Source organism: Kitasatospora sp. NPDC048298 (assembly GCF_043201465.1).
Classification (GTDB): domain Bacteria; phylum Actinomycetota; class Actinomycetes; order Streptomycetales; family Streptomycetaceae; genus Kitasatospora.
The window spans coordinates 1-15,130 of sequence record NZ_JBICYZ010000086.1 but is presented as its reverse complement, the minus strand read 5'-3'; the positions used below and the strand labels follow the sequence as shown (position 1 = coordinate 15,130).

Here is a 15,130-nt window from a genome sequence, read left to right as displayed (position 1 = left end):
GTTGGGCAGCACCGGGGTCCGGTGCCGCCCAACAGCGTGCGCAGCGGAGAGTCACTTCGCGCCCTGGCAGGCCGAGCTTCCGCAGGCGCCCCGCGGGCGGGTCAGGGCGATGCCGGCACGGGCGTCCGCCGCTCCAGGGCGTCGGACGCCTTGGCAGTGGCGCAGAGGGAAAGGGCCAGTGCGACGGTGAGGACGGCACCGGCGGCGAAGATGCTGCCGGACGACACGGCCTTCGCGCTGCCTGCCTAGCTGCGGGCGGATCCGGCGATGAACGGCACGACCGCCAGCACGGCGGCGCCGAGAACGACCTCGCCCCAGACCACCTTCGGGAAGTGGTGCAGCGTCAGGTGCAGCAGGGACGTGGTGTCGTCCGCGGCTCGCGCCTTGGCGATGCGGGGCATGAGCCAGAACTGGTTGAACGCGCCGGCGGTCGCCAGGCCGAAGACGATGTGGATCTGGTCGAACGCGAGGTCCAGCCAGCGGTCGAGGTCGGTGGGCGCGGTGGTGGGCACGGCCGCGATCAGGATCACGGCGAGGGCCAGGGGCAGTGCGGCGAGAGCGATCGTGTCGACACGGCGGCGCACAGCCGGGACGAACAGAGCGGTCAGGAGAACGGCGGTCGTGGCGAGGACAGCGTTCTGGACGAGGTAAACGGCGCCCTGGGCAATCCAGGCGCCCTAGGCTGCCGGGGCCTGGAGGTAGTCCCACAGCCGGCCGGGCGACAGCGCGTCACCGAAGGGCATGCCCTTGCCCGCGCGGGCGAGGCGGGCGGCGAGCTGGAAGTACCCGGCCACCAGGAACACGATGCCGGATACGGCCAGGTAGGCCGCGGCCCTCTTCCGCATGGCGCCGGTGTCGGCTGAGCCGGCATTTCGCAGCGCGGGACGGACCGTCGTCACGTAGGTGACGGTGGTTCCGATCGCGGCGCTGAGGCCGATGAAGTATCCAGCCTTGGTCAGGACGCGCCACAGTTGCGGCACGGTGTACGCGGTTGTTGCCGCGAGCGAGGCAGAGTGCACGGGAATTCCTCAAGATCGTGTGCGGGTTGGGGACGCCCGCTGCCACGGTCCGCGCGGTCTCTCGCGGGCGCGTTCGACCTCCACCGCGTGGGCATGCCGCAAACCCGGCCGCCGGTGAGAGGGCAGGCCGGTGCGGGGTCGAGGGTGGCGGGGATGAGGTGAAGGAGTTGGGGCTCGCCCGGGCGGGGCTCGGTGATGCGGTGGACCGTCCCGCTGATGCGGAGTCGGGCGCGGACACGCTCGCGCATGGCGATGGCCGTGACGTCGGTGATGTCAAGGGTCGCGGTGCTGGGTTGCGGACCGGCGGCCGCAGGGCTGTCGGGCGGGACGGCAAGGACAAGCCGGCCGTTCGGGTGGACCGCGAGCAGGTGGACGTCGTGCCATTGGCCGCAGGTGGTGAGGCCGGCGGTGACGGCGGTGGCGAGGATGGAACGGCAGACCTCGGCGGGTGTGGGTGGCTGCGGCGGAGCGGGGACGGGCATGGGCACCCCTTGGGGCATTGGTATGGCGGGGTGATGGGTGTCATGAAGTGTGCGGGCGACTGGTGCGGCGACGCTGCGGGAGCACACCCGGCGCCGGGGGTTACTGCACCGGGCGGCAGGTCGTCAGGCCGCGGCGGCGGCCGGCTCGGTGGCTGCCCGGGCCTTGCCGGTGAGGGCCTGGTTGTAGCGGCGCAGGAGCAGGATCGCGGTGGTGGCGAGGCCAAGGAGCAGGCCTAGCCACAGGCCGCGGGTCTCGCCGCCGAGGGGGTAGGCGAGGATCCAGGCGGTGGGCAGGCCGACAAGCCAGTAGCCGACGAGGGTGATGCGGAAGCCGCTCTTGGTGTCGTCGAGTCCGCGGAGCAGGCCGACGCCGATGTTCTGGGCGCAGTCGAAGAACTGGAGGACGGCGACGACGGCGAGCAGGCCGGTGGCGATGGCGAGACCCTGCTGGTCTGCGGCCTCGTTCGGGTCGAAGTACGGGCGCAGGACGAGGTCGGGCAGGGTGAGGTAGACAGTGCCGACGGCTGTCATCACGGCGGCGCCCCAGGCCAGCGCAGTGTTCTTGATGCGCCTGGCGGCGCCGAAGTCGCCGAGGGCCAGTTCGCGGCTGACGTTGATGGACGCGGCGTGGGAGAGTCCGACGGCGACCTGGAAGGCGATGTAGATCAGTTGGTTGACCGCGGTGTGGGCGGCGAGGGCCGCGGCGCCGAAGCTGCCGGCGATAACCGCGGTGACGGAGAAGAACCCGGCCTCGGAGCCGTAGGTGGCCGCGATCGGGGTGCCGAGGCCCAACAGGCGGCGCACGGTTGCCGGGTCGGCCTTCCAGAAGGCCAGGTCGAGCAGCGGGGCGAGCAGGTGGTCGCGCCGGGCGGAAGCGTACAGGGCGAGGAAGGACAGCAGGTAGACGCTGCTCGTGGCGACGCCGATCCCGGTGAGTCCGAGCACGGGCAGGCCGAAGGTGCCGTGGATGAACGCCCAGTTGAGGGCAGCGTTGACGGCCACGGAGGCGATGGTGATCTGCAGGAGCGCCTGGGGGCGGCGCATCCCGACGGTGAACTGCCGAACCGCCTGGAACCACAGGCACGGGACGAGGCCGGGAGCGAGGGCGGCGAGCATGCCCTGGGCGCGGTCGGCGACGCCGGCGTCCTGGCCTAGGAGGGTCGCCGCCTGGCCGATCAGGACCATGACGACGGCGCCGGCGATGCCCGCGAGGGTGGCGACCGCCATCGCGGCGCGCACCAGTGAGCGGACCTCCTCGTCCGCGCCCGCCGCCTCGGGGACGGTGTCGTCCGGCCGGTCCGGGCGGGCGAGTTCGGCGCGGGCTGCGGCTGTGGCCACCTGGTTGCCCACGGAGGTGACCAGGCCGACGCCCATGGTGCGGAGCTGGTTGAAGATCACCAGGGCGAGGCCGCCGGCGGCGAGGGCCTCGGTGCCCAGGACGCCCATCATGATGGTGTCGGTGGTGGTGAGGGCGACTTGAGCGAGCTGGGTGAGGGCGAGGGGCACGGCGAGGGCGGCGAGCGCCCTGCTGTCCCGGGCCCAGGTGGCGAGATGCATGGCGGTCAGTTCCTGCGGAGTTTGGTGAGAGTCTCGTCGATGTCGGCCTCGACGGCTTCGTCGATGAGCTGGCGGGCGTTCATCCACTCGTCGTTGAAGACGGTGTCCATGTACTTCTCGCCGCCGTCGTTGATGAAGGCGACCATAACGGCATCCGGCGCAAGGGTGGCCAGGCGTGTCAGGGCGTCGTGGACGACGCCGCCGGCGGAGCCGCCGATGAGCAGGCCGGTGCGGCGGGCGACGACGCGGGCGGTGGCGAACGCCTCGATGTCGCCGACCTTGACGCCCTCGTCGATGAGGTCGTAGTCCACCAGCAGGCCGATGGTGGCGCCTTCGGGGGTGCCGGTCCCGGACTGGTAGTAGTCGTGCGCCGGGGGGCCGAACGCGATGGACCCCTTCGGCTCGACGCCGACGACCGTGACGCCGGGCACGTACTTCTTCAGCTCCCGGGCGGTACCGCACAGGCCGCCGCCGGTGCCGACTGCGCCGATCAGCACGTCGATGCGGTTGTCGAGGGCCTGGGCGATCTCCCGGCCGACCGGGTAGTAGCCGACGGCGTTGCTCGGGTTGTTGTGCTGCTCGGTGAAGAACGTGTTGTCCTTTCCCCGGGCCATGTCCTCGGCGAGTTCCTCGCGAGCGGCGGTGTGGAGCTCGTCGCCGTCGGTGCCCTCGTCGACGTAGACGAGGTGGGTGCCCATGGCCTTCATGCCGCGCAGCTTGTCAGCGGCGGCGTGGTTGTCGACGACGGCGGTGAAGCGGTAGCCGCGTTCGGCGGCCACGACGGCCAGGCCGAGGCCGGTGTTGCCGGAGGTCGACTCGATGATGTGGCCGCCCTCCCGCAGGTCGCCGCGCTGTTCGGCGTCGAGGACCATCTGGCGCGCCATGCGGATCTTGGCGCTGCCGGTGGGGTTGTACATCTCCAGCTTCAGGAGCAGGCGGGCGCCGTTGTCGGCGCGGGCGAGCTCGTACAGCGGGGTGTAGCCGATGAGGTCGGATATCCGGGTGACCACCGGGGGGCGGTGCAGGGCGTCGGTCATGGCAGGCAGGCTTTCTGGGTGACGGGGCGGCGGGTCACAGGGCCGGGCGGCGGTCGAGGTGCCAGCGCAGGCGGCCGTTCTTCCGCTCGATGACAGCCTTGGCCGGCAGGGGCAGGTCGTGGAACGGGGACTCGTTGGAGTCCATCTGGTAGCCGGCAGTGTTGAGGTAGACGAGCAGGTCGCCCGGGCGGGGCCTGCATGGGAAAGCGATCTTGCGCCAGGTGAGCAGGTCGGAGTCCAGACAGCTCGCCCCGCCGACACACGCCCGGTACTGGCTGGCCGGGGAGCCGGCGTCCGCGGTGAGGAGCTGGGGGTCGGGCAGGTACTCGCTGTTGAACCACTGCTCCGACAGGCTCAGGCTGGTGCCGTCAACGGTGACGATGCCGTACCCCGCGCGGTCCTTGACACCCTGGACGGTGAACACCGAGGAACCGGCGCCGGCCAGCAGGGCCCGGCCAGGCTCCAGCAGCAGCATCACTCCCGCCTCTCGCAGCCGCTCCGCGAGCGGCGCGCCATCGCCACGGGGCCGTGCGGCGAGGACGGCGCGCAGCGCGTCGGCTCCGGCGACGGGCGAGTGGTAGGGGTAGAAGTCGCTCGTCTGGAACGTCTTCTGCGCGTGGTAGTCATCGGGACCCTGCGCGGCGAGGAACTCCTGCCAGGCGTCGGCGTGTGTGTAGTCGACGGCGAAGCCGCCGCCGATGCTGATCCGGTCCGCCTGCAAACCCAGGATGCGGGCCTTGAGACAGAGTTCGACGAGTTCTGCGGCCAGGTCGGTACGGGGCTGGACCTCGTAGCCGGACAGGTGGAAGCTGAAGCCCTCCATCCGCACCCGCTCCCCGGCCGCGGAACAGCGCAGCAGCGCGGCGTCGAGCTGGTCGTCGTCGAGTCCGAAGCGGCTCCGGGGCTGGGCCGGCGGGAAGCGGCGCAGCAGGATCCGGACCGGCCGGGGAACGTCGAGTGCGAGTAGCCGGTCGAGCTCGTCGAGGGCGTCCACGGCGATCAGGGAGCCCTGGAGGGCGGCGACGGTCAGCAGCCATTCGGTCTTGGCGGGGCCGGTCACGACCAGATCCTCGCCGCGCACGCCATGGCCGAGGGCCTCGCGCAGCTCACCCAGGCTGGCAACGTCGACTCCGGCGCCGGTGCGGGCACAGCGTTCGACGAACGCGGCGGCCTTGTTGGCCTTCTTCGCGAAGTACACCTTCCCCTCCACACCCGCCTCGACGAGGGCGGCGCGGAAAGCGGCAAGGTTGGCGTCGAAGCGCTCGGGCAGCACGAAGTGGAACGGGCCGCCGAAGGCGTGCGCCAGGTCGTGCAGGAGCCCGCCGGCGGCGAGCTCGTCGTGGAGCGGATCCGGATGGGCCGGGAGGGTCAGCGCCACAGGGCCACCTCGGTACCGAGGTCCTGGTCGAGGGCGAGCTGGGCGAAGCGGTGGCCGAGGGCGATGTCGGTGACGACGAGTCCGCTGTTGTAGGCGAAGATCCGCTGGTCGGGGGCGGTGCGGGCCTTGGAGACGCCGGAGATGACGACGGGCAGTTCCAGGTCGACGTCCGGAAGGTTGCCGTGCCGGTCGGCCATGTCCGTGCCGGTGACGCGCATCTGTGCCTCGCTGGTGGCGATCACCCGGTCCGCCCGGTGGAGGGTGGACGGCGCGAGGCCGTGGCCGACGAGAATCGAGACCGCGCCGGGCTTCAGCCAGTCGGCTTCGACGGCGGCCGTGGTGTGTCCGCCGGCGGTGGCGACGATGACGTCGGCGTCGCGGGCGGCGGCCCTGAGATCGGTGACCAGGTCGATCTCGCGGTCGGGGAAGTGCCGGGCGAGTTCGGCGCGGACGGCGGCGATGCCGTCGGGGTGGGTGCCGGAGAGCAGCAGCCGTTCCAGCTCGGGCAGGGTGGTGAGGAGGAAGGGCAGGGCGAGCCGGCCCTGGGTGCCGGTGCCGATCACCAGCGCCGTGGATGCGTCGGGGGCGGCGCACTCGCGGGCCAGCAGCGCGGAGACGGCCGGGGTGCGCAGCGAGCCGATGCGCGAGCAGTCCATCATCGCCACGGGCAGGCCGGTGACGTCGTCGTAGATGGTCAGCGTCGTGTAGTAGTGCTGCTCTTCGCGGCTCTCGTGGAGGCCGTGCTTGTACGAGGTCTTGACGGCGACGACGTTGCGCACGCCGTCGCGCCCGAGCATGGCGTAGGAGACGGAGTGGCCGTCGGCGGGCTTGACGGTGAGCTTGCGCGGGTTGTCGGACTGCCCGGCGGCCAGGGTGCGGTAGGCCTGTTCGACGGTGTCGACGACGTCGGCGAGGGTGATGTCCAGGCCTGCGAGGTCGCTGGTGGACAGTACGCGCAGGGTGGTGTCGTCCCGGTCCATGGTGAGCCCTTTCGAGGTGGTGGGGCGGCGGCAGGTGCGGGGTTCAGGCGGCCCAGGCGGTGAGGGCGGCCTGGCCGTAGCCGTGTTCGTCGTTCTCGGCAGCCGGGCGGGTGGGACAGTTCTCGACCCGGACGGAGGCGCGCTTGAGCCAGCGGTCGGTGCCGTCGTAGCGGGCCCGGAACGGCACGCGACCGTGGACGACGAGGTCGTTGTCCACGACCAGGACGTCACCGGGCTCCAGGCTCACCGCGACCGAGACCCGGGCCAGTTCCTCGCCCAGCCGCCCGTACGCCTCGCGCCACGGCCCGTCGGCCTCCTCCAGCGGGGTGTAGGCGGGGTCGTAGCGCATGGTCAGGCCCTCGGGGGTGTCGAAGAGCGTGGGCACCGGCGCGGGCCGGCCGCCGAACCTCCGCGCCTGCTCGTAGGCGTCGTCGGGCAGGATCGGGGCGACGGGCCGCTTCAGCTGCGCGATGTCGGCGTCGGACAGCTCGGCAAGGCGCACGCTGGCCGCGGTGGTGGCGATGGCGTCGTGGTTGCGCATGCAGCACAGCAGCAGCAGGTGGGCGCGGCCGGGGTGGAAGGCGTCCTCGGTGTGCGGGGTGAGCAGAACGGAGCTGGAGGCACCGGTCTGTTCGCTCTCGTGGCCGGGCGAGGGAACGATGTTGTGCACGAACCTGCCGTCCTGCTGGCCGTCCCACGCGATCGGGGTGCCCATCAGCGCGGAGACGAGCAGCAGCACCACGTCCCACAGCGCGCCGGCGTCGCCGACGGTCGACCAGTGGCCGGGCGTGGGGCCGAGGTCGGTGTCCTCGATGTCCAGACCGCGCAGCACGAACAGGCCGTCGGCGGTGTCGACCGGGCGCAGTCGGCGGCGCAGCTCCTCACTGAGCTGGGCGCACATCACGGGCAGGTCGGCCAGCAGGGCGGGGCTGGTGGCCGAGCCGTGGAAGGCCAGCAGTTTGGCGGCGGTGGAGGTGAGTTCCGCGACGGCGTCGGTGTCGAGATGGCGTACCGGGGCAGGGCAGGTGGGCACGGCGGGGCCTTCCGGGGACAGGAGGGGAGAGAAGAGGGGGCGCGGGCACGTGGCATCACCGCGCCGGTGTGGGACGGCGACGGGATCTGCGCGTGGGGTGGTGGTCCGGGGCGGCTCGAACGGCCGGACGACAGGAAACGTAACAACGTCTCCGAAGTAAGGCAAGCCTTACTCGGTCGGGTGTCTACATCGACGTAGTCTCGGTTTCGGGTGGCGGCGCACGGTCGGCTCAGGCCTAACTCCGCTGGCCAGGGCCACTTTTGAGGCCTCCAGGGCGCACGCCATGGAGTGGGGTGCGCTCCGCCGGGCGGCTTGCGCCACGTCGCGAACTTAGGATAGGTAAACCTAAGCAAATCGAGCTCAACCCCGAAACGAGGAACGAACGTGGGCGTCACCAGACGACAGCTGCTGTGGGCCGGTGCCGGCGTGGGGGCGGCCGGTGTGCTCGCCGCCTGCAGCAGCGGCACGGGTGGATCCAAGGACGCCGCGCCCTCCGAGGGTGCCTCCCAACAGCCCCGCGCGGGCGGCACCTTGAAGGTCGGTGCGCTCGGCAAGGCCTCTGCCATCACCCGCGACCCGCACGGCACCCAGGCCAACGAGAGCGACTACCTCATCATCAGCCTGCTCTACGACACCCTCGCGATACCCGGGGACAAGACCAACACCGCCCCCCGCCTGGCCGCCTCCTGGAAGCCGTCGGACGACCTGAAGACCTGGCGCTTCACCCTGGCCGACGGCGCCACCTTCCACGACGGCACCCCGGTCACCGCCGACGACGTCGTCTGGTCGCTGAAGCGGCTGCGCAACACCCCGGCGGGCAAGAGCCGCCTGCCCGGCATCCAGCCCGAGGGCATCACCGCCGAGGACGCCAGGACCGTCGTCCTGGTCTCCGACTACGCCAACGCCGACCTGCCGCTGCTGACCCGCCTGACCACCTTCGTCCTCAAGAAGGACACCAAGGACGACGCGGTCGCCGGCGCCCCGGGCACCGGCCCCTTCAAGCTCGACTGGTACCGCGACGGCAACGCCCGCCTGGTGCGCAACGACAACTGGTACGGCGGCAAGGTCCTCCTGGACGCCGTCGAGGTGCGCCTCTTCGAGAGCCCCCAGGCCATGGCCAACGCCCTTCTCGCCGGGCAGATCGATGTCGCCTCCAACGTCGGCGCCGTCGCCGCCCGCACCGCGGAGTCCCGCAAGGACGTCCGGATCGTCCGCCGCGCCAACGACATGGCGATGCCCATCGTCATGCGAACCGCCGACGGCCCGTTCGCGGACCCGCGGGTGCGCGAGGCCCTCAAGCTCGCCGTCGACCGCGACGCCATGGTCAAGCAGGTCCTGTCCGGTTACGGCAGCGTCGGCAACGACATCCTCGGCACCGGCGACCCCGCCTTCGCCAAGGACGTTCCGCAGCGCACCCGCGACCTCGCGAAGGCCAAGCAGCTGCTCGCCGACGCCGGTTTCGACACCTCCAAGACCTACGACCTGATCACCACCGAGGACATCTCGGGTCTGGCGGAGTCGGCGACGCTGTTCGCCACCCAGGTCCGCGAGGCCGGGGTGAAGATCAACGTCGTGAAGCAGGACTCCAAGGTGTTCTGGGACGCCACCTGGCTCAAGGGAACGCTCTACACGACGTACTGGGGCACCAACGACTCGATCGTCTTCTTCGCTTCCAAGACGATGCTCTCCGACGCCGGCCAGAACGAGTCCGGCTGGAACGAGCCGGCCTTCGACGAGGTCTACCGCAAGGCCATGGGCACGGCGGACACCACCGAGCGGGGCACGTTGCTCCACCAGCTCCAGGAGATCGAGTTCGCCAAGTCCGGCTACCTGCTGTGGGGCATGGCCGACGGCATCGACCTCGCCGGCGCGGCCGTACGCGACCTGCCCAAGCTCCCCGGCTACGGCCGCGTCCAGCTCGAAAAGACCTGGCTGGCGCGTTGACCACGCTCCACCCGGCCGGCGCCCACGCGCCACGACGCTTCCCGGCCCGCATCCTCCCCGGTGCGGGCCGGGTCGCCCGCCAGGCGGTCCGGCGCCTGGCCATGCTCGTCGTCCTGCTCGCGGCCGTCTTCGCCGCCGTCGAGCTCCTGCCCGGCGACGCCGCAGGCGCGACCTCCGACCGAGGTGCCACCGCCGCCGACCTCACCGCCCGCCGGGCCGCGATGGGCCTCGACCGCCCGGTCACCGAGCGGTTCTGGGACTGGATGACCGGCCTGCCCACCGGCGACCTCGGCACGACCGCGCGAGGTCAGCACGTCACCGATGTCCTGGCCGGCCCCTTCCCCAACACCCTCCTGCTCGGCAGCCTCGCCCTCGCCCTGAGCACCGTCGGCGCCCTCGCCCTCGGCGGGTGGTCGACCCTGCGTCCCGGCGGGCGCGTCGACCGCACCATCGACGCCCTGTCCACCGCCGCGTTCGCCCTGCCGGAGTTCGTCGTCTCCGTCGCCCTGCTCCTGCTGCTGTCCCAGTGGACCGGCTGGCTGCCCGCCGTCACCCTCACCGGGCCGGACGGCAGGCCCGAATCCTGGACCATGATCGTCCTGCCTCTGCTGTCCCTGGCCGTCCCCCAGATCGGCTGGAACACCCGCATCGTGCGCGGCGCACTGGCCGACCAGGCCGCCCTGCCGCACGTCCAGGCTGCCGTCCTCGACGGCCTGCGGCGGCGTCGCATCCTCAGTCACCACATGCTCCCCGGAGCCCTGCCCGCCATCGCCGTCGGCATCGCCACCTCCGCCGGCATGCTGCTGGGAGGCACCGTCGTCGTGGAGACCCTCTTCAACTACCCCGGCATCGGTGCCATCCTGGCCGGAGCCATCACCGACCGGGACACCCCCCTCGTCGCCGGAGTCGTGGCCGCAGCCGGCGCCGCCATCAGCCTCCTCCTGCTGACCGCCGACCTCGTCCGCACCACCACCCTCGGAGACGAGCGCCGATGACCGCCCCGACCACGCCTGCAGCCGCCAAGCCCGGCACGCGTCGCACCCGGCGTGCGCTGCAGCGCGCCCTTCCGGCTCTCCTCCTCGTCCTCTTCGCCCTCGCCGGGCCACTTTTGGCCCCGCATCCGATCGACGCGCCGGTCACCTTCCCCTACGCCGAAGCGGACGCAGGCGCACCGTTGGGCGGCGACCAGCTCGGCCGCGACGTCCTCAGCCGACTCCTCACCGGCGGCGCCCCCCTGATCGCCACCGCCCTGGCCATCGCCGTCGTGGTCACCGCCTCCGCCACCGCCATCGGTGTTCTCAGCGCACTGCGCCCGGCCGTGGGCCGCTGGATCGAGCGCGCCGCTGACCTGACGATCCTGCTACCCTCCGTCCTCGCCATCATGCTCATCGCCCTGGCCTGGCCGGGCGGCGGACGCCTCGCCGTCGCGGCCGCCGCCACCCTCCTCGGCATCCCCTACGCCGTGCGGATCGTCGCCGCCGCTGCCGCATCCGTCGCCGCCACCGGCTACGTCGAAGCCGCCGCCGCAGGCGGTGAGAACCTCTGGCACCTGACCGTCCACGAGGTCCTGCCCAACCTGCGCTCGACGATCCTCGCGCTGTTCGGCCTGCGCTTCGTCGAAGGCGTCTACATCGTCTCCGTCGCCGCCTTCCTCCAGCTCGGCCCCCAACCCCCCGAAGCTGACTGGGCGTTGATGATCCGCGAGAACGCCGCCGGGATCACCCTCAACCCCTGGGCCGTCGGCGCGCCCTGTTTCGCCATCGGCCTGCTCGCCATCAGCGTCAACCTCGCCGCCGAAGCCCTCGCCCCCGCCCGGCCCACCCCGGAGACCCCGCTGTGAGCACCACCACCCACGCCGCCCACGCCGCCGCACTGTCCATCAGCCTCGGCGACACAGCACTGCTCTCCGGAGTCGGCCTCACCCTCACCCCCGGCCGGATCACCGCCATCACCGGACCCTCCGGCGCCGGCAAAACCACGCTACTGCGCGCCCTCGCCGGCGCCCTTCCCCACGGCGCGCACGTCAGTGCGGGAAGCCTCACCGTCCTCGGCCACGACATCCTGACCCTCCCGCCCGAAGAACTGCGCCGACTGCGCCGCCACAAGCTCGCCTTCGTCGGCCAGGACCCCGGCTCGGGACTCAACCCTCGGATGCGCATCGACCGGCTCATCACCGAAACCGCCGCCGACCGCCGCCGGACCTCGGTGCCCGACCTGCTGCGCACCGTTCACCTTCCGACCGACGAACGGCTCGAACACCGCCGCGTCTCCCACCTCTCCGGCGGCCAACAGCGTCGCATCGCGCTCGCACGTGCCCTCGCCCGCAAACCCGCCATCCTCCTCCTCGACGAACCCACCGCCGGCCTCGACCGCGCGCTGCGCGACGACATCGCCAACCTGTTGCGCGAGATCGCCGAATGCGAATACATCGCCATCGCCCTCACCAGCCACGATCCCGACTTCGTCGCCCGCTGCGCCGACGACGCCCTCTCCCTGTGGCCGGACCACCTCACCCCCACCCCTGTCCCGGCAGCGTCGGTGCCCGCGCCCTCGTCGTACAGGGCCGTACGCACTCCGGCCACCGCGTCGCGGCTCGTTGCGGAAGTCACCACGCTCAGCGCCTCGGTGGGTTCGGGCCGCACCCGCCGCCAGGTCTTCACCGCCCTCGACCTCGTGCTTCGGCCAGGCACCCTGACCGGGATCACGGGCGCCTCCGGATGCGGCAAGACCACACTTCTGCGCACCCTCGCCGGCCTCCACCGCCCCGACGCCGGAACCATCACCCTGGACGGGGAGCGTCTGGCCCCCTCCTACCGCCGACGTACCAGAGAACAGCGCCGGCGCATTCAGCTCATCCCGCAGAATCCGCTCGGCGCTCTCAACCCGGTCCACACCATCGGCACCGCCCTCACCCGCCCGCTGAAGCTCCACTTCGACACGCCGGCCATCCGCTGCCGGGAACGCGTCGCCGAACTGCTCACCGCCGTGGGCCTCACACCCGAGCACGCCGAGCGCCACCCCCACGAGCTCTCCGGTGGACAGCGCCAGCGCGTCTCCATCGCCCGGGCCCTGGCCGCCGAACCCGACGCCCTGCTCTGCGACGAGATCACCTCCGCCCTCGACACCGACACCGCCCACGGCATCATGGAACTCCTGCGCGACCTCCGCGACGACCGCGGCCTCGCAGTGGTCCTCGTCAGCCACGACCTGCCGCTGGTCTCGGCCCATGCCGACACCGTCCTCACGCTCGGGCGATCCGCCGAAGCACCGCTGACGGAGAAGCAGCCGGCCCCGAGCCCTGTCCCACGCTGAACACCCCAGGCCACGGCTTTCGCGTGACAATCGCCGCACACGCACTTGGGATCTGGGACCTGTCCGCGGTCAACCCACCCGACGCAGCGCCCAGGTCACCACGAGTGCCCCACGAGGTCGTCACCAGCACCACAACACGGAGATGTCCGGATCAGCGGAAACCCAGGGACACGGCCGCGCCGGCTGGCCGTAGTGCCCGGTGGGATGCCCTATCAGTCGGTCCGCGGAACATCTTCGACAATGTGGGGTTCTGGCGGCAGCGGCCAGCTCGCAGGCCGCGCTGCGCCGTACCGTTCACCACTGACGTCCAGATTCTCGTTGGCTTCAATGGGGCTCCCTTTGCCGCGCTCCCCCGGACCGACTCCGTTGCCCGCCTCGTCGACAGGAACGCCGCTGGCGTCATGGAGCGCTCGAAGTCGCAACGCGGCTACGACACGAATGCCGACTTGAGCTGAACGTGCCGACGCTGGGCGCCGTGGCACAGGTGCTCCTTGCCGAACGCACTGAGCGCCACGTGGTGTCCGAGAAGGGGGCCATCAGCGTCGGCCTCATGGATCGCACGGCCATCGCGGTTCTCAGCGTTCCAGGTGTCCTGGAGACCATTCAGAAGCTCACGACGCCACGCACCGAACACATGGTGAAGGCACTGCGGAAACTCCTGGAGGATAAACAAGCCACCCTGAGCGATGCTGAGCTGGAGTTTGCGGCTCGTTGGGGGAGCCGAAGCGAGCGGGTCTTCAAGACGGCGGACACCCTCGGACACGGCAAGCCTTCGGACGCCGCCGACCGGCTGGAACAGCTGGCCGGCATCGGCTGGGCTGAGCGCGGGCTGACGATCAAGTGCGCAGCCTGCGGGATCAGCAGCTTCCTCCGGCTCGCAAGTGTCTCGGAACGTGGTGCGGCCAACTGCCCCGGGTGCGGTACCCACGGCAGCTACGTGGGATCCGGTCATGGGCCATCGGTCTTCTACCGGCTCGACTCCCGCATCGACCGGGCCAGCGACCAGGGCGTTCTGCCTCACCTGTTGACTATCGCGGCCCTGAGCCGCCGGTTCGATCGGAGTTGGTTCCTTCCCGGGGTCGATCTCTGGTTCCCGGGTCAGTCCAGGAAGTCCGAGGCCGACATCTTCGGAATTGCCGACGGCAAGATCATCACTGGGGAGGTCAAGGCCTCCGGCGATTCGTTCGGCGAACCCGGACAGATTGAGAAGGACGTCAGGATCGCGGTCGGCCTCGGGGCCGACGTCTACGTCATGGCCGCCACCACCCCCATCCGGAGGTTGCGCAAACGGCTGCGGAGGCCCTCTGCAAGGAGAACGGGCTCGACATCCTGGTCATGGGTCCGGACGCACTGTGCTCGTAGGCTGCCCGCCACCCCGGCCTCGTGCCGTCCGGGCTCTGCGTAACTCCAGGCAGCTCCGGCTCCATCCGGCCGAGAGTTCTACCAACGGCGCTGCGGCGAGCGCGGGGTGAGTTTGCCAGCGAGCGTCGACAGAAAAGTCGGGGGCTTGTCTACCACCGCCGTGGGATGGGAGTGGTAAGGATGCCGCCCCGGCGTACGTCCTCGACGCCAAGCAGGTAGCTGCTGTTCTCCCGACAAGTTCGGCGGCGAAGAACATGGTCTGAGCTGAGAAGCGATCCGCAAACCCGTCGCGAGGCTTGGGATTAGCACGAGTGTTCCCGTGTTCCCGATTCGGGTGATCTCGGTGTTGTCGCCGCATGAAGACAGGGCCCCTGTGCAGCTTTGAGGTTGTCGAGACCGAAAGCGCAAGGAGGCCCTGTTGCCGCTTTTGTACGCTGTCGCCGCGGTCGGCGGCAACTTCGCTCCTCCAAGGTGTGATTGTTTCGCGCACCGGTACGGCAATGCGGGAGATCATGGCGAGCGTGTTCGACGCTACGACAGCGACATGACCGATGCCGAGTGGGCGGCGGTGCGGGATCTGCTGCCGGTGCCGGCGTGGATGAGCGGCCGGGGCGGGCGGCCGGAGGGCTACTGCCACCGCCAGATGCTTGATGCGATCCGCTACCTCGTCGACAACGGCGTCAAATGGGCCGCGCTGCCTGCCGACTTCCCGCCGTTCAAGCGGGTCCACGCCTTCTTCACCCGCTGGCGCGACACCGGCTTGCTGGCCGAGTTCCACGACCGGATGCGCGCCGCCGTCCGTACTGCGGAGGGCCGTGATCCCGAGCCGACTGCGGCGGTCATCGACTCACAGTCGGTCAAGGCCGCCGCCAGCGTGCACAGTGCGACGCGCGGCTACGACGGCGCGAAGAGAATCAACGGCCGCAAGCGACACCTGGTCGTCGACACCCTCGGCCTGCTCCTGATGATCCTGGTCACGCCCGCCGACGCCGGCGACCGGGCCACCGCCGCCGACATCCTCCCCGC

The 15,130-nt window shown here is 71.0% G+C and carries 13 protein-coding genes; 6 read left to right on the top strand and 7 right to left on the bottom strand.

Features of this window, described 5'->3' with window-relative positions; genetic code table 11:
• Positions 1-245 precede the first annotated feature (245 nt).
• The 7 genes from ACGF0D_RS38785 to ACGF0D_RS38755 all read right to left on the bottom strand — a co-directional run bounded on the left by ACGF0D_RS38785 (position 246) and on the right by ACGF0D_RS38755 (position 7,486).
• Complete coding sequence (locus ACGF0D_RS38785) at positions 246-584, bottom strand: hypothetical protein (RefSeq protein WP_392924689.1); 339 nt, start codon at positions 582-584, stop codon at positions 246-248.
• A gap of 93 nt (positions 585-677) precedes the next feature.
• A complete protein-coding gene (locus ACGF0D_RS38780; protein WP_392924687.1) occupies positions 678-1,019 on the bottom strand; it encodes a hypothetical protein in 342 nt (113 codons plus the stop codon).
• A 605-nt stretch (positions 1,020-1,624) separates the two neighbouring features.
• Entirely contained in the window at positions 1,625-3,058 is a 1,434-nt protein-coding gene (locus ACGF0D_RS38775) for an MATE family efflux transporter (protein WP_392924684.1), read from the bottom strand.
• Positions 3,059-3,063: 5 nt separating this feature from the next.
• Positions 3,064-4,095 (bottom strand): cysteine synthase family protein, encoded by a 1,032-nt coding sequence (locus ACGF0D_RS38770; RefSeq protein ID WP_392924682.1) that lies wholly within the window; start codon positions 4,093-4,095, stop codon positions 3,064-3,066.
• A gap of 34 nt (positions 4,096-4,129) precedes the next feature.
• The gene (locus ACGF0D_RS38765; RefSeq protein ID WP_392924679.1) at positions 4,130-5,473 is read right to left on the bottom strand and encodes a Y4yA family PLP-dependent enzyme; all 1,344 of its coding nucleotides are present in this window, start codon (positions 5,471-5,473) and stop codon (positions 4,130-4,132) included.
• Positions 5,464-6,453 carry an ornithine cyclodeaminase family protein gene (locus ACGF0D_RS38760; protein ID WP_392924676.1) on the bottom strand — a complete coding sequence of 330 codons (990 nt, stop codon included), beginning with the start codon at positions 6,451-6,453 and terminating at the stop codon, positions 5,464-5,466. Before ACGF0D_RS38760 ends, ACGF0D_RS38765 begins: the two co-directional genes overlap by 10 nt.
• Before the next feature lie 43 nt (positions 6,454-6,496).
• Positions 6,497-7,486, bottom strand: coding sequence for a TauD/TfdA family dioxygenase (locus ACGF0D_RS38755; RefSeq protein WP_392924673.1), 990 nt, complete (start codon positions 7,484-7,486; stop codon positions 6,497-6,499).
• A gap of 384 nt (positions 7,487-7,870) precedes the next feature.
• On the opposite strand from ACGF0D_RS38755, the gene ACGF0D_RS38750 reads away from it, so the two are divergent.
• The 6 genes from ACGF0D_RS38750 to ACGF0D_RS38725 all read left to right on the top strand — a co-directional run.
• Entirely contained in the window at positions 7,871-9,430 is a 1,560-nt protein-coding gene (locus ACGF0D_RS38750) for an ABC transporter substrate-binding protein (RefSeq protein WP_392924670.1), read from the top strand.
• Positions 9,427-10,425: an ABC transporter permease gene (locus tag ACGF0D_RS38745; RefSeq protein ID WP_392924668.1), complete on the top strand. Its 999-nt coding sequence runs from the start codon at positions 9,427-9,429 to the stop codon at positions 10,423-10,425. Before ACGF0D_RS38750 ends, ACGF0D_RS38745 begins: the two co-directional genes overlap by 4 nt.
• Positions 10,422-11,270, top strand: coding sequence for an ABC transporter permease (locus tag ACGF0D_RS38740; RefSeq protein ID WP_392924665.1), 849 nt, complete (start codon positions 10,422-10,424; stop codon positions 11,268-11,270). The genes ACGF0D_RS38745 and ACGF0D_RS38740 overlap by 4 nt, the downstream gene beginning before the upstream one ends.
• The gene (locus ACGF0D_RS38735; RefSeq protein ID WP_392924662.1) at positions 11,267-12,742 is read left to right on the top strand and encodes an ABC transporter ATP-binding protein; all 1,476 of its coding nucleotides are present in this window, start codon (positions 11,267-11,269) and stop codon (positions 12,740-12,742) included. The genes ACGF0D_RS38740 and ACGF0D_RS38735 overlap by 4 nt, the downstream gene beginning before the upstream one ends.
• Before the next feature lie 475 nt (positions 12,743-13,217).
• Positions 13,218-14,147, top strand: a complete 930-nt coding sequence (locus tag ACGF0D_RS38730; RefSeq protein WP_392924659.1) for a hypothetical protein — start codon at positions 13,218-13,220, stop codon at positions 14,145-14,147.
• A gap of 375 nt (positions 14,148-14,522) precedes the next feature.
• A partial coding sequence (locus ACGF0D_RS38725; RefSeq protein ID WP_392924656.1) for an IS5 family transposase occupies positions 14,523-15,130 on the top strand: 608 nt, incomplete at its 3' end.